Source organism: Clostridium sp. OF09-36 (genome assembly GCF_003481985.1).
Classification (GTDB): Bacteria; Bacillota; Clostridia; order Lachnospirales; family Lachnospiraceae; genus Brotaphodocola.
On record NZ_QUMD01000012.1, the window covers coordinates 1 to 19822 of the forward strand.

Below are 19822 nucleotides of genomic sequence, written 5' to 3' on the forward strand. Positions count from 1 at the left end.
AACTATAAGGTTATTCTGAGACCGTGAAAATTATTATATTGGAGGACATTATGAAAAGAAGAATTACAGCTTATTATATTGGAGGACATTATGAAAAGAAGAATTACAGCTCTTATGATGGCAGCAGCAATGTGCATGTCTCTTGTGGCATGCGGCGGTTCTAACAGCAGCACCGGTGCAGCAGACACCAAAGCAGCAGACAGCAACACCGCAGAAAACGGTTCCGCAGCAGTAGACGCATCCGATTTAAAGATCGGTCTGGTTACCGATGTCGGCGGCGTAAACGATGGTTCTTTCAACCAGACCGCATGGGAAGGTATGGAGCGTGCAGCAAAAGAGCTTGGCGTAACCGTAAACTACTTAGAGTCCAGCACCGATGCAGACTACGCACCGAACCTGGAGACCTTCGCAGATGAGGAGTATGACCTGATCATCAGCATCGGTTACATGCTTGCAGATGCAACCAGAACCGCAGCAGAGCAGAACCCGGATATCAAGTTTGCGATCGTAGATGACGCAACCATCGACCTTCCGAACGTTACCTGCCTGATGTTCCGCGCAGAGCAGGCTTCCTACCTGGCTGGTTTTGTAGCAGGTAAGACCACCAAGACCAACAACATCGGTTATGTAGCAGGTATGGCAAACGAGACCATGAACCAGTTTGGTTACGGTTACTGTGCAGGTGCCCTGGATGCGAACCCGGATGTAACCATCCAGCAGTTCAACGCAAACTCCTTTGCAGATGCAGCAACTGGTAAGACCATGGCAAATACTGCAATCACCAACGGTGCAGATGTCATCTTCCACGCAGCAGCAGCAACCGGTCTTGGCGTGATCGAGGCTTGTCACGAGGCTGGTGTTTATGCGATCGGCGTAGACAGCGACCAGTCCAGCATCTCCCCGGATACCGTCCTGACCTCTGCTATGAAGCGTGTAGACAACGCTGTATTTGATACCATCGAGTCTTTAGTAAACGGAACCCTGGAGAGCAGTGTTCACACCTATGACCTGGCAGCAGGCGGTGTAGATATCGCACCGAGCCAGAATCTGATCGCAGACGATGTCATCGAGGCAGTAAACGAAGTGAAAGAGAAGATCATCAGCAGCGAGATCGAAGTACCGGCTGATAAAGAATCCTTCGAAGCAAAATACGGCGATGTTTACGAGTTAGACTAAGTGCTAAAATAAAATAGAGTCTTTCCATTCAGAAAAAAGTGTAGTATAATCGATTTTGATTATACTACATTTTTGCTTTCCGGGCATATTGGAAGTACAGAGTATGTATTTTACGGTTGGGAAAACAGAAACGTATACAGGAGGAAGAGATGTTAGATTTAAAGTTTGTCCGTGAGAATCCGGACATCGTAAAGAAAAATATCGAAAACAAGTTCCAGTTTGAGAAGCTTCCGCTGGTGGACGAGGTGATCGAGCTGGATGCGAAGAACCGTGCAGCAAAGGCAGAGGCAGACAGCCTTCGTGCATCCCGCAACAAGCTCTCCAAGCAGATCGGCCAGTTAATGGGCCAGGGCAAGAAGGAAGAGGCAGAAGAGGTTAAGGCTCAGGTAGCAGCAAACGCAGCACGCCTGGCAGAGCTGGAGGCTCAGGAGACTGAGCTGGAGGCAAAGGTATTAAAGATCATGATGACCATTCCGAACATCATCGATCCGAGCGTACCGATCGGTAAAGATGACAGCCAGAACGTAGAGATCGAAAAATTCGGTGATCCGTTCGTACCGGATTTTGAGATTCCGTATCATACCGACATCATGAAGACCTTTGACGGCATCGACTTAGACGCAGCAGGTAAAGTAGCAGGAAACGGCTTCTACTACCTGATGGGCGATATCGCAAGACTTCATTCCGCAGTCATTTCCTACGCTCGTGACTTCATGATCGACCGTGGCTTCACTTACTGCATCCCGCCGTTCATGATCCGCAGCAACGTGGTAACCGGCGTTATGTCCTTCGCAGAGATGGATGCTATGATGTACAAGATCGAGGGTGAGGACCTGTACCTGATCGGTACCAGTGAGCACTCCATGATCGGTAAGTTCATCGACACCATTACCCCGGAAGACCAGCTTCCGAAGACCTTAACCAGCTATTCCCCATGCTCCGTAAGGAGAAAGGTGCCCACGGCATTGAGGAGCGCGGTGTATACCGTATCCACCAGTTCGAGAAGCAGGAGATGATCGTTGTCTGCAAGCCGGATGAGTCCAAGATGTGGTACGACAAATTATGGCAGAACACCGTAGATCTGTTCCGTTCCATGGACATCCCGGTTCGTACCCTGGAGTGCTGCTCTGGTGATCTGGCAGACTTAAAGGTAAAATCCTGTGACGTAGAGGCATGGTCTCCGCGTCAGAAGAAGTACTTCGAGGTAGGTTCCTGCTCCAACTTAGGAGACGCACAGGCACGCCGCTTAAAGATCCGCGTAGACGGACCGGACGGAAAGTACTTCGCTCATACCTTAAACAACACCGTAGTTGCTCCGCCGCGTATGCTGATCGCATTTCTGGAGAACAACCTGCAGGCAGACGGCACTGTCAAGATCCCGAGGTGCTGCAGCCGTATATGGGCGGTATGGAAGTTATGGTACCGAAGCACAAATAAGATATATTGGCAGAAAGCCGCCGCACGTTGGATATGCGGCGGCTTTCATTATATTATTTTCGGAGTTGAACATATGAGGAGAAATGCGTTATGTGGTTTTTATTCGCATTATTATCGGCAGTATTTGCGGCACTTACATCCATTCTTGCGAAGGTCGGCATTGATGGCGTGAATTCCAACCTTGCAACAGCGATCCGGACTATGGTGGTTGTTGTGATGGCATGGGGAATGGTTTTTCTGACACATACCCAGAGCGGTATTTCCGAGATCAGCAAAAAGAGCTGGCTGTTTTTGATTCTTTCCGGACTTGCAACCGGGGCGTCCTGGCTTTGTTATTACCGGGCACTGCAGATCGGGGAGGCATCCAAAGTGGTGCCGGTTGATAAACTGAGCGTGATCATTACTCTGGTTCTTGCGTTTGTCTTTTTGCACGAATCCTTTACAATGAAATCCATGATCGGGTGTGTCCTGATCGGAGCGGGAACGCTGCTGATGGTGCTGTAGGTGCGGGGACAGGATATAGGAACATAATCAGTTTGGAGTGAATGCAACAGGATTGTCAGATATATGATGGAAACACAGGAGGAAGCAGTCATGTCACTGGAAAAAGCAAAAGCATATCTGGAGGCAAAAGGCTTTCTAGATCATGTGATTGAATTAAAAGATTCCACTGCAACGGTTCATGAGGCGGCAGAAGCACTTGGTGTGCAGCCAGCCATGATCGCAAAGACCATGTCATTTTTGCAGGGAGAAAAAACAGTGCTGATCCTGACAGAGGGAACGGCAAAGGTGGATAACCGGAAATATAAGGACACCTTTCATGTGAAGGCCAGGATGATCCCGTTTGATGAAGTAGAGCAGCATGTGGGACATGCGCCGGGCGGAGTATGCCCGTTTGGGATCAGGGAAGGTGTGGAAGTGTATCTGGATGAGAGCCTTCGTCAGTTTGACGTAGTCTATCCGGCAGCAGGCAATGACCACAGTGCGGTAAAACTGACGATTCCGGAATTGGAACAGGTAGCTGGTGCAAACGACTGGGTGGATGTTTGCAAAGAAGCGGAAGAGTGAGGAAAGAGGAGCAATGACAGGATTAGGAACCATCATCAGCAGCGGCAAATCCATGCTGCTTGTGCTTTGCCTGGCAATCGGGACCGTGATCGGGGAACTGATCGGAATTGAGCGGGGTTATCATCATTGCGGTCTTGACATCATCCATGGGAAAAGGGTGTGCGTTTTCTGGTTGGTTCTGCACGGATTTTTTGTATCGGCGTGAACCTGATCTGGGGGAAGAAGCTGAGTGTGGCCAATATGCTGCCGTCAGTAATACTCGCTGTTGTGGCAGCGTATCTGCCATGGGGATTCTAAATATTTGGGTGTGGAATAACGATAAAGCACATGAGAACGCATGGATGTGAGAAAAAGAGGTGTGACATGATTCAAAAACATTGTTACGAATGTGGAACGGAGCTGATGGAAAAAGAACTGGAAGGAGAGGGAATGGTTCCCTATTGTCCAAAGTGCCAGCAGTACCGTTTCCCGATGTATAACGTGGCGGTCAGCATGATCGTTACCGATGAAAAGACCGGAAAAATCCTGCTGATCCAGCAGTATGGAAAGCTAACTTACATTTTGGTGGCTGGTTATGTGAACCGCGGCGAAGCCGAGGAAGATGCAGTTGTGCGTGAGGTGAGAGAGGAGACGGGACTTCACGTTTCCCATATGAAATTTAACCGGACCAGCTTCTTTGAGCCATCCAACACGCTGATGTGCAATTTTACTGCCTATGTGGACAATGCTGAAGAACTGCACATCAATCAGGAGGTGGACCGGTGCAAGTGGTTTCCACCGGAAGAAGCAAGAACCAATATCCGGCCAAATAGTCTGGCCGAGTATTTCTTGAAGAGCTATCTGGATGAAAGATAGATCAAAAAATTTCGTAAGAGGTGACACGTATGAATAGAACGATAAACATAGATCCTGCCTTACTTTCGGTTTACCCGGAGATCCGTCTTGGCTGTCTTCATTTTACCGCAGAAGTAAAAGCATCTTCGGACGTATTTTGGGATTATCTGGATCATGAAATCCTTCCAGCGGTAAAAAATGATATCGAAGGAAAAGAGTGGAGCGAGGTTACAGGCGTGCGAGGAAGTCGCGCCGCTTACAAAGCATTTGGCCGCAATCCGGGGCGTTACCGTGTTTCTTCTGAGGCATTGCTGCGCAGAGTGCGGCGTGGTGACGAGCTGTACCATGTGAATTCTGTCGTGGATGTAAATAACCTGATTTCCGTGGAAAGCGGATTGTCTGTCGGTTCTTATGATCTGGAACAGCTGCAGGGTGATATTGTGTTTCGCAAAGCAGAAGCCAGTCAGGTGGAAGTATGGAATTTATAGTTGGAAAGGAAACAACAAACTGATACATAAGGAGAAAAAAGATGCCGTTTACTTATGAGAAAAAGAAGTGGATCATAGTTGCAGTCTGGCTGCTGATTGCGGTTTTATCGTTTACTGTAGCAGCAAAGTATGCCTCTGCCCCGGAACATCATAAAGAAGTAATTTCCTCGCTGGACGAAAAAAAGGATACGGTTCTTGAACTCACGGTAGCTGCAACAGCAACTTCTGCGCTGATCACGCTGCTGCCTGGTGATGTGGCAACACCCATTGCGGAAAAAATAGCAGATTTAAGCGGTTATCTGATGATTGTACTTTGCGCGATATTTTTGGAAAAATATTTGGTGACAATTACCGGATATGCTGCGTTTCGCATTTTTATTCCATTGGCCTGTTTGCTGTTTGCCGGAAATAAATTCTTTGAAAACGACAGTATCCGATGTCTTGCCAGAAAACTTTTGGTATTTGGAATTTGTATTTTCCTGGTAGTTCCATCCAGCGTAAAGCTGGCAGACCTGATTGATGATACGTATCATACACAGATCGATCTGACGCTGGACGAGGCCAGGAAAACACAGAAAATCCTGGAAAGTCAGTCAGAATCCGATACAACGGCAGTCCAGCCTGAACAAAATGCTAAAACAGAACAGAAGCAGCAAAAAGAAGGAAGCGGTAATCTGTGGGAAATGGCAAAGGGAGCCTTGAACAGTGCAAAAGAATCTGTTACGAGTGCAGTGGAAAATGTAACATTATCAACAGAAGAGCTGTTGCAGAAAGCAGAGCATTCCCTGAGCCGTTTTGTGGAGGCTGTGGCAGTCATGTTGATCACATCCTGTGTGATCCCACTTCTGGTCTTGGTCGTATTTGTCTGGCTGATCAAGATTTTGGTGAATGTAGATCTGAGCAGAAAGATGACTGCGATATCTGATCTGAGAAAGAGGTCTGGGGAAAAATAATGCCTGGAATAAAAGTCTGAGACAAAGGCTTCCTGTCTTGTGATTCTGAATGGAATCAAGTATAATGAACTCAGATAAAAGCGTTTTTGATGGGAGAAATTTGCATGGAAAGTTATCTGAATCCGGGCAGTTTTTCATTTCGCGGCAGTCTTCGTTCAAAAATATATGTGGACAAAAGCGAATTGATCGCAAGGACGAATGAAGCTCTTTGTACAGAGCAGAAATACATCTGTGTAAGCCGTCCAAGAAGATTTGGCAAGTCTATGGCAGCCAATATGCTTGCCGCGTACTATGACCGAAATGAAGATACAGAAGAATTGTTTCAGAGTCTTGCAATCAGTAAAGAAAAATCATATAAAGAACATCTGAATCAATATGACGTGATCAAGATTAATATGCAGGAATTTTTAAGCATGTCAGAAACCATGGAAGAGATGCTTGAGATGCTTAAAAATTATCTGGTTTCGGATTTTAAAGAAACCTTTCACAAAATACAATTTCGGGATGAAAAGAACCTGATTCAGGTTATGAAGGATGTATTCCGTTATACGAAATGTCCGTTTGTGATTTTGATCGATGAATGGGATTGTCTGTTCCGTGAGTATAAACAGAATAAAGATGCACAGAAAAAGTATCTGGATTTTTTACGTGCATGGCTGAAAGATAAAGACTATGTGGCGCTGGCTTATATGACAGGGATTCTCCCAATAAAAAAATATGGTTCTCATTCGGCATTGAATATGTTTACGGAATATTCAATGCCGAATCCAAGGGAGATGGCTGAATATTTCGGCTTTACAGAGAAAGAAGTAACGTCACTGTGTGAAAGATTTCATCGAGATTTTGAGGAAACGCAAGCCTGGTATGATGGATATGAACTGGTAGCAGTGAACGGCGAAGAAAAAATTTCGTACGCGATGTATAGTCCGAAATCGGTAGTAGACGCGATGCTCAGTGGCGTGTTCGATAACTACTGGAATCAAACAGAAACATATGAGGCATTAAAAGTATATATTAAGATGAATTTTGACGGACTCAAGGATTCGGTAATCCGTATGCTTGCAGGAGAACGAGTCCAGATCAATACGGGAACATTTTCAAATGATATGACGAATTTTCAAGGGAAAGATGATGTTTTAACATTGCTGATCCATTTGGGATATCTGAGCTATCACTGGCCGGATAAAATGGTTACAATTCCTAACAAAGAAGTTTCCCAGGAATATATCAATGCAATCAGTACCATGGACTGGGCTGAAGTAACAGCGTCAGTTGAGTCTTCCAGAAAATTATTAAAGGCTCTTTGGAATCTGGATAAACCGGCAATCGTTATGGAACTGAAATGGGATAAAAGCGCGAGAGGTGCAATCAGCCAGATTAAAGACAAACACTATGTAGATGCACTGAAAGAATATCAGGGAAATCTTCTTTTGGTGGGGATTAATTATGAGAAAGATACGAAGACACATACTTGTGTGATTGAAAGAATGTATAAGGATTAAAATGGATTGCAAAAGCCCGCCAAATTTTGAGCGGGCTTTTTTCAATCTATTTCTCGATTATTTCTTCATCAGCGGAGCACCGATCTGCCATGCCTGGCCAACCTTTTCCCCGATGGCATAGTAGCCGCTCTGGAACTGGTCGAATACGAAAGCATTTAACTTGGTCGGGTCCACATTTCCTTTTTCATCCAGGACCGATTCATCGGCCAGAACGCCGACGATCTCGCCGATCACATGGTGCCCGTAGACTTCCATTTTGTCTTCTACAACACGGCATTCCAGGGTGAGCGGGAATTCCTGAACGACAGGGGCGTCGACCTTTTCGCTCTTGACAGAAGTCAGACCGCTGCGCTCAAATTTATCTTCCATTTTGTTGCCGCTGGCAATGCCGAAGAAATCAGCCGCTTCGATGTGCGGGATATCCGCGATGCTTAAGGTAAAAGCACCGTGCTTTTTGATATTTTCAGAAGTTTTATGATCTTCATCGATGTTTAAAGAAACCATGTTCGTTGCGCAGATGCCGCCCCATGCCATGTTCATGACATCAACACTGCCGTTTTCGCCGTAGGTTGCGATCATCAGAACCGGCATTGGAAACAGATATGGTTTGATTCCTAAATCTTTTTCATGAAAATCCCTCCAGTCTTCTTATGGATTGACTTCGTATGGTCATCCTCCTATAATGATAGCAGACGACGTAAAAAACACAAGTACTGTTAAGAAAGACAGGTACTATCCTGAAAGGAAGTGTGAAGATGGGATGCATGGAACGTTATATTGAGTATGCGAATTTTGCGGATACCGGCTTTAGCTACACGATGTCACTGATCAGCGGCAAACACAAAATGGTAATCCTGTACTGTCTCATGGAATATGAACCAGTCCGTTTTAATGAAATGAAGCGGTATCTGGGAAACATCACAGACAAGACATTGAGCAGCAATTTAAAAGAGCTGGAAGCAGACCAGCTGATCGTGCGCAAGGAATATCCGCAGATCCCGCCGAAAGTGGAATATTCTCTTTCGGAGCGGGGCAAGTCGCTAATGAAGGTGTTGGACCAGCTTTGTGTGTGGGGCGCGAAAAACCGCCTGTAGATGAATTAAGATAGGGGGAATACAAGTCATGACTTCGTATCAAAAAATCGATATGGAAACCTGGGCGCGCCGGGAACATTACCAGTATTATACGGAAAAACTGAAGGTTGAGTGCAACATGACAGCGCTTATCGATGTGAAGAATCTGCTTGATTTTTGCCATTCATGCGGCTATAAATTTTATGCATCTTTGATCTATCTGGTCACAAAAGTAGTGAACCGGATTGAAAATTTCCGCATGTTCCGGGACGCAGATGGGCACCTTTGTGTCTGGGAGCAGGTGGTTCCAAACTACACGATTTTTCATGAGGACGATAAAACGTTCTCCGATTGCTGGACGGATTATTCCAGTGATTTTGATACCTTTTACCGGGATATCATAACGGATATGCAGACTTATAAAGACAAAAAAGGAATCAAGGCAAAGGCAGGACAGCCAGCCAACTTTTACTGCATTTCCGGTGTGCCGTGGACCTCATTTACTGCACTCGGCAGCAGGACAACGAACGGTTCAGACCCGGCATTTTTTCCGATCATTACGATGGGAAAATACGAAAAAAATGGTGACAAGATCACGATGCCGGTGAATCTTCTGATCGCACATGCGGTAGCAGATGGGTATCATGCAGGACTGTTTTTCCAGTATTTGCAGGAGGAACTTGACGGGCTGCAGGAAGCGGCGGAAAAGCAGAGCGAGATGACTGGAATGCAGGTAGGAGAAGACAAACATGACCGAAAAAGAAAAAATGTTAAATCAGATGCTTTATGATGCCAATTATGATGGAGCATTGAAGGCAGAACGTATCCATGCCAAGGAACTGTGTCATCAGTATAATCAGCTTCATCCGGCACAGGAAGAAGAACAGCGGGAGATTTTGCTTCAGCTTCTGGGAAAAATGGGCGAAAATTTCTGCATCACAGCACCGTTCTGGTGTGATTATGGCTATAACATTGTGCTGGGCGAAAATTTTTATTCCAACCACAATATGGTCATCCTGGACTGCGCGAAAGTTACATTCGGGGATAATGTATTTGTCGCACCGAACTGTGGCTTCTATACGGCGGGGCATCCGATCGATCTGGAGCGCCGTAACCAGGGACTGGAATACGCGTATCCGATCACGGTTGGTAACAATGTCTGGATCGGATCGGGCGTTCAGGTCATGCCGGGTGTCACCATTGGGGATAACGTTGTGATCGGCGGCGGAAGCGTTGTGGTCAAAGATATTCCAAGTGATTCTGTAGCGGTTGGAAATCCATGTAAAGTTGTTCGCAAGATTACAGAAGCTGACCGGAAAACCTGCTGGGACCGGAAAACAAAGGATGAAAAAAGGAGTTAAATAATGTGATCGCAGAACTATATCATAAGACGGTTTCCGTTCTGGAAGATGAGCTGACTGGGAATTTTTTCGGAACCATGCGTTATATGCCCTTTCAGCGTGGCCTTGGGTGGATTTTCCGGCATTATACTGTCAGCAGGGATCCTGAGGTGATGCGTATTTTGAACACGCTTACAGACGATGCATTTACGTTGGAATTCTGGAAACGTTCGGAAAACGGGCTGGTGGAGATTGACGGATTTATCCCGTTTTCCGATGTTGGAATCGGGATTGAAGTGAAATACCGCAGCGGTTTATCCGGAGAGGATCAGTTGGAAAAAGAAGCGTTGGTGCTCCAGAATGAGTGGTGCAGGAAGAAGGAAAAGATCCTGCTTCTGGTGGCAGATGCAGAAGAAGCGAAGCAGATTTATGCGGAAAACTGCACCAAGCCGGTGTTTCAGAACGTGCATCTTGCGTATCTTTCCTGGCAGGATATTCTCCTTGGTCTGGACCAGCTACCTGTCGTGACCCCATACGGAAAGACGATGATCGGGGATTTGAAACAGCTGCTTACGGAAAAAGGATTTGTGGCCTTTGACGGCTTTACATGGTCCAAGACGGAAGTGGAGGAGACGTTGTATTATGACTTCGGGTGAAAATATACATAATGCGTTTTTGGTGGTATTCCAGACGTTAAAAAGTATTGAAAAGCTTATGAAAAATGCAGGGCAGAGCTGGATGAAGAACGGTACTACATGCCGATGGAGCGCTTCATGCGCTACAGCTCTGATCTTACCTGGGAGGGCTGGATCTATTGGAGCTTTATTCTGTTATTCCAGAGAAAGGAAGACGGGCCAGTCATGGAAAATGGCTGGATCAACGGGCCGGTTTATGCAGTGGAGATCAATGTAGACCCGGATACCTGCGAAACTCCGCAGCTGATCGTGGCGAGAATGGATTTTGACGGTATCCCGTCCTGGTCGAAGGGCTGTTCCCCAGCGAACCATACGCTGTTTTACAATGCGATTCATGAGGAAGAACTGCAGTCTTTCTGGGGACTTTCCCGTGTGATAAAAAAGAATTATGAACTTACGGATGTGAAGCAGGGCAATTACAAAGAAATGATTTTTGGAACGATAGAAACCCTGAGTCAGGATACTTAAGAAAAGAAGGTGACAAGCCGTGGATACAGGTCAGAAAATGCGCCGTTTGCAGAGCCGGTTATATACAGGCGGATTCGGGATCCTGCTGTTTTCCGTGTGGTCCGGCATCCGGGATATCCAGATTTTGTTTGAAAAATATGAGAAATTGTGAGGCATCTTATGATTATACAAACTGGAATGAGAACAGACATTCCGGCATTTTACAGCGAATGGTTTCTCAACCGGCTAAACGCTGGATATGTTCTGGTACGAAACCCATACAACGAGAACCAGGTGACAAGATACAGCCTGTCGCCGGATGTGGTCGATCTGATCGCGTTCTGCACAAAGAATCCGGCGCCGATGCTGCCGCACATGGATGCATTAAAACCATATGGGCAATACTGGTTTGTAACGATCACGGCTTATGGAACTGACATTGAACCGCATGTACCGTGCAAAGAGGCCGTGATGGAAGATTTCAAACGACTGTCAGAATGCGTGGGCGTGGACAGCATCGGCTGGCGGTACGATCCTGTTTTTCTCGATGAGGAACACACGGTGGCATGGCATATCTCTGAATTCGAAAAGATGGCAAGGACACTGGCTGGTTACACAAAAACCTGTGTGATCAGCTTCCTTGATCTTTACCGGAAAGTAGAGCGGAATTTCCCGGAAGCCAGGAATGTCCCCCAAAAAGACCGGATCGCGATCGGAAAAGAACTGATCCGGATTGCGGCGCAGTACGGAATGACGGTCAGACCCTGTGCTGAGGGAACGGAACTGACAACGTATGGGGCTGACTGTTCGGGCTGTATGACGATCCAGACCTTTGAGACGGCGTTGCATGCCAGTCTGGATGTGCCGAAGAAATATCAGAGCCTGAAAAACCGGAACTGCGGATGCATGATCACCGCGGATATTGGAGCTTATGATACCTGTGCACATCTGTGCCGTTACTGTTATGCCAATTCCAATCTGGCACTGGTACGGGAAAACAGGAAAAAACATGATCCGAACTCCCCGTTTCTGATCGGACATGCGATGCCGGGAGATATGATTCATGAGGCAGAACAAAGAAGCTGGATCGACCGGCAGTTGAAACTGGAATGGTAGAGGAGAGGTTTGAAGAATGGATCGAAAGGAATTGATTAGCAAAATAAAGAAATATCAACCCTTCAATGAGCAGGAAGAGATGGATAAGGCGCTCATATTGAATTGGATTGAAACACAGGAAAATGCATTCTCAAGGGAAAATACGGTGGCGCACATGACGGCTTCGGCCTGGGTGGTGAACAAAGAACGGAATAAGGTCCTGATGGTCTACCACAATATTTACAACTCCTGGTCCTGGTTGGGCGGGCATGCAGATGGCGAGACAGATCTGCTTGCCGTTGCAGTCCGGGAAGTAAAGGAAGAAGCCGGAATCACGAATGTCCGCCCTGTGTCCGATGAAATCTTTTCCCTGGAGTCCCTTACGGTAGACGGACAACGTAAAAGGGACGTTATGTATCCAGCCATCTGCACCTGAATGTAACCTATCTGCTGGAAGCAGATTCTGAAGAAGCTGTTTCGGTAAAGGCGGATGAGAACAGTGGTGTGGCATGGTTTGCACCAGGAGAAGCTCTGAAAAAATCCACAGAGCCATGGTTTGTAGAACATGTATATGGGAAGCTTGTGGAAAAGATGAAAACAGGAGGAGCGCTATGAAACTGATCAGTCAGGAAATGAGAAAGCTTGCACCGGAATGCGCAGTCATCAAGCATGCGGCAAGCCCGATGAAAGGTGCCTATCTGGAATATTGACGTACGAAAACCCCATCTTTTGAGAAATGAAAAAGATGGGGATTTGACTTTGCTATCAGCGAAGCAGTTTGTGGAAAGCCGGGCGCAGGGTTTCTTTCATAGCGCACCATTTGTCTGCCAGGCAGACCAGCCAGGCTTCCCTGCATCCTGGTGGAATGGGAGTAAGCGGAAACATGTGGCGTGCAATCATGTTTTCCTCCCGCTTATTGAGCTTGTAGTCACGAAGCGCATTTCGCAGCGCTGTGTTCGGATGATGAAAGCCGTGGAGACGGTGCGATGCATCGTTTTCGTGCCAGTCGTACAAAAAATAATCATGCAGCAGAGCGCCCTTTACGAGGGAAATTTCATCCAGCGGAATGTGCCATTTTTCCATGAGGAAGAGGCTGACATACGCAACGTGAATGCTATGCTGGTAGATGGTCATGCAGCCATGCTGCATGGCTGCTTTTTCTTCGTAAAATCTTCCCTCGTGCGCAAGCTCCCGGATGGTGTCGGTCAGCAGCTTTTGCCGTCTTGGGGATAAAGAATTTCCTGTTTTCATGTGGTGCGGATCACCTCGTAAATTGGTTTTGGCAACTGTTTTTATCCGGTCACTTCTGGCAGCACCAGCTTCGGCTCTGCCATTAGGGAGTAATTGGTATGGTAAATGACAAATCCAGGAGCGCCTCCGGCGGCTTTTTTCACGTGTTTTCGCTGGATATAGTCGATCTCGACCTTATCGTTGTCCCGGCCTTTGGAGTACCAGGCAGCCAGTGCAGCAGCTTCTTCAAAGGTGCGGTCCGGCAGCTCTTTTCCCTCGGTGCGGACCACAACATGGGATCCCGGAATGCCTTTGGCGTGAAACCACCAGTCGTTGCCGTTTGCAATCTTGAAGGTAACTTCCTCATTCTGGTAGTTGTTTTTTCCAACATAAATATCGAAGCCGTCGGTGGAGCGGTAGTGGTACGGGCGGCTGGTGATCTTCGGCTTTTTCGCTCCGTACGGGCGTTTTTTCACAAAGCCAAATTCCATCAGCTCTTCCTTGATCTGCACCAGATCGTCTTCTTTCAATGCGATATCCAGAGCCGTGCTGATGGATTCCAGATGATCGATTTCCTGTTTTGTTTCCAAAGTCAGGTCGCTTAACGCTTCGTAAGTACGCTTTAATTTATTGTACTTGGCGAAGAATTTCTGGGAGTTCTCCTGGGCGGAAAGCTGCGGGTCCAACGGAATTTTGACTTCCTCATTGGTGTAGTAATTCAGGCATTTCAGTTCTTTTTCCCCGCCTTTTAATTCGTATCCGTAGGTGTTTAACAGTTCACCGTATACCTTATATTTGTCACGCTTTTCCGTATCCTTTAACTGCTTTTCCTGCAGGTCATATTTCTTGTAGTTTCGCTCCAATGCAGTCTGGACGATCTTACGGAGATCGACCGATTTCTGGCGGATGCGGGTAACGGCGTTTTTCTCGGAATAGTAGCAGTCTAACAGATGGCTGATCGAGTCAAACTTCTTTTCCTGGTAATCACCGGATTCGTAGCAGGTCAGCGGGACAGAGGCAAATTCCACCGGCTCCTCGCCGCGGTAGATGATGTTTGGCGTGAAGGTTCCGGTTTTGACATCGTCCATCAGCAGTGTGAACATGTGGTACAAATGGGTCAGTTCTGCCGGAGTCAGCTCGTTAGCAGAGCGGTCGCCGTCCACAGAAGCCATGTGGCAGATTTCCGTGCCGATGATCGGGCTGATGCCGGTGAGCTTCTGGTACAAGGCTTTCTGCACCGGAGCAGGGGTAGAACCGATCACACGGACAAAGCTTTCCTCAGAGATGGTAAGCGGGTCTTCTTTATCTGTAGTGTGCGGGATGAAATACATCCGGCCCGGCAGTACCTCGCGCACAGAGCTGACCTGCGCAGAAACGTGTTTGATGCTGTCTAAGATCGTGCCGTCTTCCTTGCAGAAGATGATATTGCTGTGCTTGCCCATCAGTTCCACGATGAGGCGTTTTCGCTGAAGGTCGCCAAGCTCATCTAAGTGCTCAATCTTTAGTTCGATGATACGCTCCAGTCCCGGCTGGGAGACCTCAACGATGCGGCCGGTTCCGATGTGCTTGCGCAGCAGCATGCAGAAGTTCGGTGCGGTCAGGGGACTTGGCTTGTTCGTCTCTGTAAAATAGACCAGCGGCAGACTTGCACTGGCGGAAATAGAGAGACGCAGGGTTTCCTTATTATTTTTTACCGTGAACAAAAGCTCATCTTTTTCCGGCTGGGCGATCTTGTTGATCTTGCCGCCCTCCAGTTTGTTGCGGATATCATGAACCAGGTTCGCAATTACGATTCCATCAAATGCCATATTAAATATAAAACTCCTTTCCATATAAAATGGAACTTGCCCCGTGCCGAAAACAGGGGCAGTTACGATTCTTCCAATTATACAGGAAGAAAACGAAATTTACAAGTTAGCGTTCAAAGACAGAGATTTTCAATTCAGAACCCCAAATTTCTGGGCACGCATGCGGGAACACCAGCTTTACAAGAACGTGGAAGTGGGGTGAAAAATTACAAATTGAGGTATTTCAGGCAGCATGATATAATCGAAAAAATGAAAGAAAAGATCCGAAAAATACAAAAATCTGGATTTATGATATATTTGTGAGTATGGAGGAAGGATAATGGAAAAATACGATTTCAAATATGAAACGAATGGGCAGACACGTATACAGCTCAGCGTAATAAAAGGCAGTTCTTATCGTTATCTGTGGCATGAAGAATTGGAACTTATGGCGGTTCTTTCCGGTGAACTGGAATATTTTGCCAGTCAGAAATCATACCATTTAAAGGCTGGTGACATGCTCTTTTTTCCTTCCAATTGCGGACATTCTATCATTTCCAGGGAAGCGGAAAACCGGACGCTCAGTCTGAAACTTCATCCCAGAGTGCTTACGGAGTGGGGCGTTTACGGTACATCAGAAACGCAGGCTATTTATATACCGGCAGAAACATCAGACTGCCTTATGAGGTACCGGGAGTGGATCGTGGACATCTATGAATGTTTCAAAAAACAAACTCCTGTCCGGTATAAAATGGCAGAATCCCTGGCGTGCCTTTTATTTGTTGATCTTTTGGAGCGACACGGACGGCTGGAAACAGAAAAAGCAGCAGATGTGGGAGGCGGAAACAGGAATCAGTATATGCCCCAGATCGATGCCTATATCCGGGAATATCTGACGGAAAACATTTCGTTGACCCAGCTGGCTACACATGTGGATATAACAAAACATATCTCAGCGGACAGTTTCGGCAATGGTTCGGCTTCCGGCTGTCTGATTATGTGAAACAAATGCGGCTTCAAAAAGCAATTCCGCTTCTGGAAGAACAGAAAAAGACCATTCTTGAGATTGCACTTGCGTTCTGGGAAACAGCAGTGATGCTGCCATGTCAGAAATCAATTTTGGAGATCATATCGTTGGAATGTTTACCGTAAGCGACTTTCCGGATCTTCTCTCCAGAAGTCATGCGCTCCCGCTGATCATCTTTGCGGTATTTCTTGGAAGTACGGTTTCCGCAATGGGGGATGAGGGAAAGCCAATTGCGGAAGGTCTTACTAAGATTGCATCCGTATTTTACAAAATGATCGGCATTCTGATGAAAGCAGCTCCGATTGGTTTGGCTGCGTATTTTGCAGATTTAACCGGTACCTATGGATCTTCTCTTATGGGAACCTATTTCCATGCGATCATCATGTATTACCCGACGTTGTTTTTGTATATGCTGGTGTTCTTTACGCTGTATACGTTTTTTGCAGGTGGAACGAAGGGGGGAAAAGCGTATTTTAAAAACATTCTGACTCCGGCTTTAACTGCACTGGGAACCAGAAGTTCTGCAGCAGCGATTCCGGGGCAGATGGAGCCATGCGACCGGATCGGAGTTCCGCGGGAAGTCAGCTCGGTTGTGATCCCGATGGGGGCAACCTGCCATATGGATGGTTCCTGCATGAGCAGTATTTTCAAAATTACGGTAATGTGCTATGTGTTTAAGCGTCCACTGAATGGAATTTCAGATATTGCATTTGCATTTTTTGTGGCAGTATGCAGTTCCGTAGCCATGTCTTCCGTACCGGGAGGCGGAGCCATTGCGGAAACCATGATCATTTCCCTGTTTGGATTTCCGGTAGAAGGGTTACCGATCTGTATCATGCTGTCACAGCTGTGCGATGCGGCAACTACACTGGTAAACTCCAGTGGAGATACAGCAGCTTCCATGGTGGTTACCAGACTGCTGTACGGAAAAGACTGGTTGGAACAAAATTTATCTGGAAAACAGGAATGATGTATGGTATTCTAAATAGGATTTTTGTTTTAGTAAGATGAATCAATTACTAGGAAGAAAGAGGAAGTCAGCATGCATATCGGAGGATTGCTCGTTGGAATTTTTACATTTCTGATCATTGGAGCGTTTCACGGAGTTGTCGTGAAGACGGAATATTATTTCAGTAAGCGGGTATGGCCGGTTTTTCTGATACTTGGAATCTTTTTTCTGGTACTTTCTCTGCGGATTGCAAATACAGCAGCAGGAAGTATTGTGGCAGTACTTGGCGTGACGTTTCTCTGGAGTATTAAGGAGCTTTTCGAGCAGGAGGAGCGGGTGAAGAAAGGATGGTTCCCGGCAAATCCGAAACGGAAACAGAAAGATACCGATGCGTTTTGAGAGATTCCGGTATCAGTATCATAGGAAAAAGGTTTTTGAACCTGGCAGCATAACAGGAAAAAAGAAAAATGTCTTCTGACCAGATATGGAACAGATATCTGGCTTGAAGGCATTTTTTGATGTTCCGTGCGGTCAAAAGGATGTCAAAACGAATTTCCGAATTTGAAATGCGAAGCCGTTGACTTGTTTTTCCATTTGAATTATAATGTAAGTTATCTATGGCAAAGGAGCAGACCACATCATGATAAAAAGCATGACCGGATTTGGCCGCTGCGAGATCGTTACCGCGGAATATAAAATCTCCGTAGAGATCAAGGCAGTCAACCACCGTTATCTTGACTTAAGCATCAAGCTGCCGAAAAAGTTCAACTATTTTGAGGCAGGCATCCGCAATCTGCTGAAGACTTACATTCAGCGTGGAAAAGTGGATGTATTTATCAACTACGAAGACTACACAGAAGAGAAAATGTGCTTAAAGTACAACAGTTCCCTTGCTGCAGAATATATGAACTGCTTCAAACAGATGGAAGAGCAGTTTGGCATCAAAAACGACATCACCGTGTCCGGACTTGCCCACATGCCGGAGGTTCTGGTTATGGATCAGGTTGCGGAAGATGAGAACAAGATCTGGCAGGAACTTTCCGAGGCTGTGGAGGAGGCTGCAAAGAAATTTGTAGATTCCCGTGTTCAGGAAGGCGAAAAGTTAAAGACTGACCTGCTTGGAAAACTTGATTACATGGGCAGCCTTGTTGCTTTTATCGAGGAGCGTTCTCCGGTTATTTTAACAGAGTACCGCCAGAAACTGGAAGACAAGGTGAAGGAGCTTCTTGGCAGCACCCCGCTTGATGAGGGACGCATTGCAACAGAGGTTACCATCTACGCGGACAAGATCTGTGTCGATGAGGAGATGGTCCGTCTTCACAGCCACATCGATGCGACCAGAAAGGAACTGGAAGCAGGCGGAAGCGTGGGAAGAAAACTGGACTTTATCGCCCAGGAGATGAACCGTGAAGCTAATACCACACTTTCCAAATCGAGTGATCTGGAAATCTGTGACAAGGCAATCGCCTTAAAGACAGAGATTGAAAAAGTCAGAGAGCAGATTCAGAATATTGAATGATATCAGGACCAAAAGGATTGTGAGAGCATGCAGTGTGAAACAATCTGGTATCATCCATCATGGAATAAGATAAGAATCGAGGATTGAGTATGAGCCGTAAGGGAATTTTAGCGGTTGTTTCCGGCTTTTCGGGAGCAGGAAAAGGAACTTTGATGAAAGCACTGCTTTCAGGGTATGCAGACCAGTATGCTTTATCCATTTCCGCGACCACACGCGGACCGCGTGAGGGCGAAGTGGACGGCAGAGAGTATTTCTTCAAGACAAAAGAGCAGTTTGAGCAGATGATCGCAGAAGACGCGCTGATCGAACATGCCTGCTATGTGGGAAACTACTACGGAACCCCGAAGAGCTATGTCATGGAGCAGCTGGAAGCCGGTAAAAATGTTATTTTGGAGATTGAAATCCAGGGTGCGCTTGCAGTCAAAGAGAAATTCCCGGACACTCTGCTTTTGTTTGTGACTCCGCCAAGTGCTGCGGAACTGGAGCACAGATTGCGCGGCCGCGGAACTGAGACCGAAGAGGTGATTAAAAACCGCTTAAAACGTGCCGTGGAAGAAGCTGAGTACATGGACCGTTACGATTACATTCTGGTAAATGACGATCTGGAAACCTGCGTAAAGGAAATGCATGAGCTGATCCAGGCGCAGCGTCACAAAACCTCCCAGAATCAGGAGTTCATCGCAGAAATGAAAGAGGATTTAAAGCAGTTTTAATCAGTGAAAACTGTTTTTATCATAGAGTTTTACCGTTTCTATCCGGTAAAAATTTTAAAAGAAAACAAGATATCCCCCAGAAAGGAGTTTTATTATGTTACATCCATCTTATACAGATTTGATCAATGCAGTAACAGCGAGGTTGAGCCGGGCGAGCAGCCAGTGGTACAGAGCCGTTATTCTATCGTGCTGGCAACTTCCAAGCGTGCAAGACAGATCATCGGAGGCGCTGAGCCGCTGATCGCAAAATCCGCAGGCAAGAAGCCGCTTTCCATCGCTGTGCAGGAGCTTTACGAGGGTAAGGTAAAGATCCTTGGTGAGAACGACGAGGATGAAGATGAGGTAAAAGCAGTAGAAGCTGCATCGGCAGAGGCAGTAGAAGCTGCAGAAAATACCGAAGAGTAAGAATTTTGTCTGGAGACATTTTCCTCCGGAAAGCAGAAACAATGGCAGAAAACGGAAAACGAATTTTGCCGCGTAATACACAAA

24 protein-coding genes and 2 pseudogenes are annotated in these 19822 nt (G+C 46.5%); 23 read left to right on the plus strand and 3 right to left on the minus strand.

Annotated features, from left to right (window positions below):
• Window positions 1-90 precede the first annotated feature (90 nt).
• The 10 genes and pseudogenes from DXA97_RS10700 to DXA97_RS10740 all read left to right on the plus strand — a co-directional run bounded on the left by DXA97_RS10700 (window position 91) and on the right by DXA97_RS10740 (window position 7458).
• Window positions 91-1176, plus strand: coding sequence for a BMP family ABC transporter substrate-binding protein (locus tag DXA97_RS10700; RefSeq protein WP_118720012.1), 1086 nt, complete (start codon window positions 91-93; stop codon window positions 1174-1176).
• A 149-nt stretch (window positions 1177-1325) separates the two neighbouring features.
• Window positions 1326-2613: pseudogene (gene serS, locus DXA97_RS10705) on the plus strand (serine--tRNA ligase).
• Between the two features lie 90 nt (window positions 2614-2703).
• Window positions 2704-3117: an EamA family transporter gene (locus DXA97_RS10710; protein WP_118540916.1), complete on the plus strand. Its 414-nt coding sequence runs from the start codon at window positions 2704-2706 to the stop codon at window positions 3115-3117.
• A 63-nt stretch (window positions 3118-3180) separates the two neighbouring features.
• Complete coding sequence (locus tag DXA97_RS10715; protein WP_347561560.1) at window positions 3181-3681, plus strand: YbaK/EbsC family protein; 501 nt, start codon at window positions 3181-3183, stop codon at window positions 3679-3681.
• Window positions 3682-3694: 13 nt separating this feature from the next.
• Window positions 3695-3886, plus strand: a complete 192-nt coding sequence (locus DXA97_RS20925) for a hypothetical protein (RefSeq protein WP_243107632.1) — start codon at window positions 3695-3697, stop codon at window positions 3884-3886.
• On the plus strand, window positions 3883-3978 hold the full coding sequence (locus DXA97_RS20930) for a hypothetical protein (RefSeq protein WP_243032182.1): 96 nt from the start codon (window positions 3883-3885) through the stop codon (window positions 3976-3978). The genes DXA97_RS20925 and DXA97_RS20930 overlap by 4 nt, the downstream gene beginning before the upstream one ends.
• Window positions 3979-4044: 66 nt before the next feature.
• Window positions 4045-4536 (plus strand): NUDIX domain-containing protein, encoded by a 492-nt coding sequence (locus DXA97_RS10725; RefSeq protein ID WP_118720016.1) that lies wholly within the window; start codon window positions 4045-4047, stop codon window positions 4534-4536.
• 29 nt (window positions 4537-4565) lie between these two features.
• Window positions 4566-5003: a phenylalanine--tRNA ligase beta subunit-related protein gene (locus DXA97_RS10730; protein WP_118720018.1), complete on the plus strand. Its 438-nt coding sequence runs from the start codon at window positions 4566-4568 to the stop codon at window positions 5001-5003.
• A 41-nt stretch (window positions 5004-5044) separates the two neighbouring features.
• Window positions 5045-5956 carry a hypothetical protein gene (locus DXA97_RS10735; RefSeq protein WP_118707916.1) on the plus strand — a complete coding sequence of 304 codons (912 nt, stop codon included), beginning with the start codon at window positions 5045-5047 and terminating at the stop codon, window positions 5954-5956.
• 104 nt (window positions 5957-6060) lie between these two features.
• Window positions 6061-7458: an AAA family ATPase gene (locus DXA97_RS10740; RefSeq protein WP_118720020.1), complete on the plus strand. Its 1398-nt coding sequence runs from the start codon at window positions 6061-6063 to the stop codon at window positions 7456-7458.
• 57 nt (window positions 7459-7515) lie between these two features.
• On the opposite strand, the gene DXA97_RS10745 is transcribed toward DXA97_RS10740, so the two are convergent.
• On the minus strand, window positions 7516-8049 hold the full coding sequence (locus DXA97_RS10745; RefSeq protein ID WP_118720022.1) for a flavin reductase family protein: 534 nt from the start codon (window positions 8047-8049) through the stop codon (window positions 7516-7518).
• 173 nt (window positions 8050-8222) lie between these two features.
• On the opposite strand from DXA97_RS10745, the gene DXA97_RS10750 reads away from it, so the two are divergent.
• From DXA97_RS10750 to DXA97_RS10780, 7 genes and pseudogenes are all read left to right on the plus strand, one after another.
• Window positions 8223-8552, plus strand: a complete 330-nt coding sequence (locus DXA97_RS10750) for a helix-turn-helix domain-containing protein (RefSeq protein ID WP_118720130.1) — start codon at window positions 8223-8225, stop codon at window positions 8550-8552.
• 28 nt (window positions 8553-8580) lie between these two features.
• A complete protein-coding gene (locus tag DXA97_RS10755; protein ID WP_118720024.1) occupies window positions 8581-9321 on the plus strand; it encodes a chloramphenicol acetyltransferase in 741 nt (246 codons plus the stop codon).
• A complete protein-coding gene (locus DXA97_RS10760; protein WP_118720026.1) occupies window positions 9281-9892 on the plus strand; it encodes a sugar O-acetyltransferase in 612 nt (203 codons plus the stop codon). Before DXA97_RS10755 ends, DXA97_RS10760 begins: the two co-directional genes overlap by 41 nt.
• A 5-nt stretch (window positions 9893-9897) precedes the next feature.
• Entirely contained in the window at window positions 9898-10527 is a 630-nt protein-coding gene (locus DXA97_RS10765; protein WP_118720028.1) for a hypothetical protein, read from the plus strand.
• Between the two features lie 99 nt (window positions 10528-10626).
• Window positions 10627-11034 (plus strand): hypothetical protein, encoded by a 408-nt coding sequence (locus tag DXA97_RS10770; protein WP_118720030.1) that lies wholly within the window; start codon window positions 10627-10629, stop codon window positions 11032-11034.
• Between the two features lie 159 nt (window positions 11035-11193).
• A complete protein-coding gene (locus DXA97_RS10775) occupies window positions 11194-12129 on the plus strand; it encodes a DUF1848 domain-containing protein (protein WP_118720032.1) in 936 nt (311 codons plus the stop codon).
• A gap of 16 nt (window positions 12130-12145) precedes the next feature.
• Window positions 12146-12723: pseudogene (locus DXA97_RS10780) on the plus strand (NUDIX hydrolase).
• 150 nt (window positions 12724-12873) lie between these two features.
• Here DXA97_RS10780 and DXA97_RS10785 read toward each other — a convergent pair.
• Both DXA97_RS10785 and DXA97_RS10790 read right to left on the minus strand, forming a co-directional pair.
• Window positions 12874-13359, minus strand: a complete 486-nt coding sequence (locus DXA97_RS10785; protein WP_118720034.1) for an HD domain-containing protein — start codon at window positions 13357-13359, stop codon at window positions 12874-12876.
• A 41-nt stretch (window positions 13360-13400) separates the two neighbouring features.
• Complete coding sequence (locus DXA97_RS10790) at window positions 13401-15146, minus strand: NFACT RNA binding domain-containing protein (RefSeq protein WP_118720036.1); 1746 nt, start codon at window positions 15144-15146, stop codon at window positions 13401-13403.
• Window positions 15147-15465: 319 nt separating this feature from the next.
• On the opposite strand from DXA97_RS10790, the gene DXA97_RS10795 reads away from it, so the two are divergent.
• From DXA97_RS10795 to rpoZ, 6 genes are all read left to right on the plus strand, one after another.
• Entirely contained in the window at window positions 15466-16128 is a 663-nt protein-coding gene (locus DXA97_RS10795; RefSeq protein ID WP_118720038.1) for a cupin domain-containing protein, read from the plus strand.
• A gap of 100 nt (window positions 16129-16228) precedes the next feature.
• The gene (locus DXA97_RS10800) at window positions 16229-17122 is read left to right on the plus strand and encodes a cation:dicarboxylase symporter family transporter (RefSeq protein ID WP_118720040.1); all 894 of its coding nucleotides are present in this window, start codon (window positions 16229-16231) and stop codon (window positions 17120-17122) included.
• Between the two features lie 72 nt (window positions 17123-17194).
• On the plus strand, window positions 17195-17500 hold the full coding sequence (locus DXA97_RS10805) for a DUF4491 family protein (protein ID WP_118540877.1): 306 nt from the start codon (window positions 17195-17197) through the stop codon (window positions 17498-17500).
• Window positions 17501-17741: 241 nt separating this feature from the next.
• Window positions 17742-18620, plus strand: coding sequence for a YicC/YloC family endoribonuclease (locus DXA97_RS10810; protein ID WP_118720042.1), 879 nt, complete (start codon window positions 17742-17744; stop codon window positions 18618-18620).
• Between the two features lie 89 nt (window positions 18621-18709).
• Window positions 18710-19333 carry a guanylate kinase gene (gene gmk / locus DXA97_RS10815; protein WP_118540873.1) on the plus strand — a complete coding sequence of 208 codons (624 nt, stop codon included), beginning with the start codon at window positions 18710-18712 and terminating at the stop codon, window positions 19331-19333.
• 3 nt (window positions 19334-19336) lie between these two features.
• Window positions 19337-19738, plus strand: coding sequence for a DNA-directed RNA polymerase subunit omega (gene rpoZ / locus DXA97_RS10820; protein ID WP_347561561.1), 402 nt, complete (start codon window positions 19337-19339; stop codon window positions 19736-19738).
• Window positions 19739-19822 lie beyond the last annotated feature (84 nt).

Coding starts and splice junctions, on each gene's coding strand:
- DXA97_RS10700 (WP_118720012.1), top strand. CDS start 91: ATGAAAAGAAGAATTACAGCTCTTATGATGGCAGCAGCAATGTGCATG.
- DXA97_RS10710 (WP_118540916.1), top strand. CDS start 2,704: ATGTGGTTTTTATTCGCATTATTATCGGCAGTATTTGCGGCACTTACA.
- DXA97_RS10715 (WP_347561560.1), top strand. CDS start 3,181: ATGATGGAAACACAGGAGGAAGCAGTCATGTCACTGGAAAAAGCAAAA.
- DXA97_RS20925 (WP_243107632.1), top strand. CDS start 3,695: ATGACAGGATTAGGAACCATCATCAGCAGCGGCAAATCCATGCTGCTT.
- DXA97_RS10725 (WP_118720016.1), top strand. CDS start 4,045: ATGATTCAAAAACATTGTTACGAATGTGGAACGGAGCTGATGGAAAAA.
- DXA97_RS10730 (WP_118720018.1), top strand. CDS start 4,566: ATGAATAGAACGATAAACATAGATCCTGCCTTACTTTCGGTTTACCCG.
- DXA97_RS10735 (WP_118707916.1), top strand. CDS start 5,045: ATGCCGTTTACTTATGAGAAAAAGAAGTGGATCATAGTTGCAGTCTGG.
- DXA97_RS10740 (WP_118720020.1), top strand. CDS start 6,061: ATGGAAAGTTATCTGAATCCGGGCAGTTTTTCATTTCGCGGCAGTCTT.
- DXA97_RS10745 (WP_118720022.1), bottom strand. CDS start 8,049: ATGCCGGTTCTGATGATCGCAACCTACGGCGAAAACGGCAGTGTTGAT.
- DXA97_RS10750 (WP_118720130.1), top strand. CDS start 8,223: ATGGAACGTTATATTGAGTATGCGAATTTTGCGGATACCGGCTTTAGC.
- DXA97_RS10755 (WP_118720024.1), top strand. CDS start 8,581: ATGACTTCGTATCAAAAAATCGATATGGAAACCTGGGCGCGCCGGGAA.
- DXA97_RS10760 (WP_118720026.1), top strand. CDS start 9,281: ATGACCGAAAAAGAAAAAATGTTAAATCAGATGCTTTATGATGCCAAT.
- DXA97_RS10770 (WP_118720030.1), top strand. CDS start 10,627: ATGCCGATGGAGCGCTTCATGCGCTACAGCTCTGATCTTACCTGGGAG.
- DXA97_RS10775 (WP_118720032.1), top strand. CDS start 11,194: ATGATTATACAAACTGGAATGAGAACAGACATTCCGGCATTTTACAGC.
- DXA97_RS10785 (WP_118720034.1), bottom strand. CDS start 13,359: ATGAAAACAGGAAATTCTTTATCCCCAAGACGGCAAAAGCTGCTGACC.
- DXA97_RS10790 (WP_118720036.1), bottom strand. CDS start 15,146: ATGGCATTTGATGGAATCGTAATTGCGAACCTGGTTCATGATATCCGC.
- DXA97_RS10795 (WP_118720038.1), top strand. CDS start 15,466: ATGGAAAAATACGATTTCAAATATGAAACGAATGGGCAGACACGTATA.
- DXA97_RS10800 (WP_118720040.1), top strand. CDS start 16,229: ATGTCAGAAATCAATTTTGGAGATCATATCGTTGGAATGTTTACCGTA.
- DXA97_RS10805 (WP_118540877.1), top strand. CDS start 17,195: ATGCATATCGGAGGATTGCTCGTTGGAATTTTTACATTTCTGATCATT.
- DXA97_RS10810 (WP_118720042.1), top strand. CDS start 17,742: ATGATAAAAAGCATGACCGGATTTGGCCGCTGCGAGATCGTTACCGCG.
- gmk (WP_118540873.1), top strand. CDS start 18,710: ATGAGCCGTAAGGGAATTTTAGCGGTTGTTTCCGGCTTTTCGGGAGCA.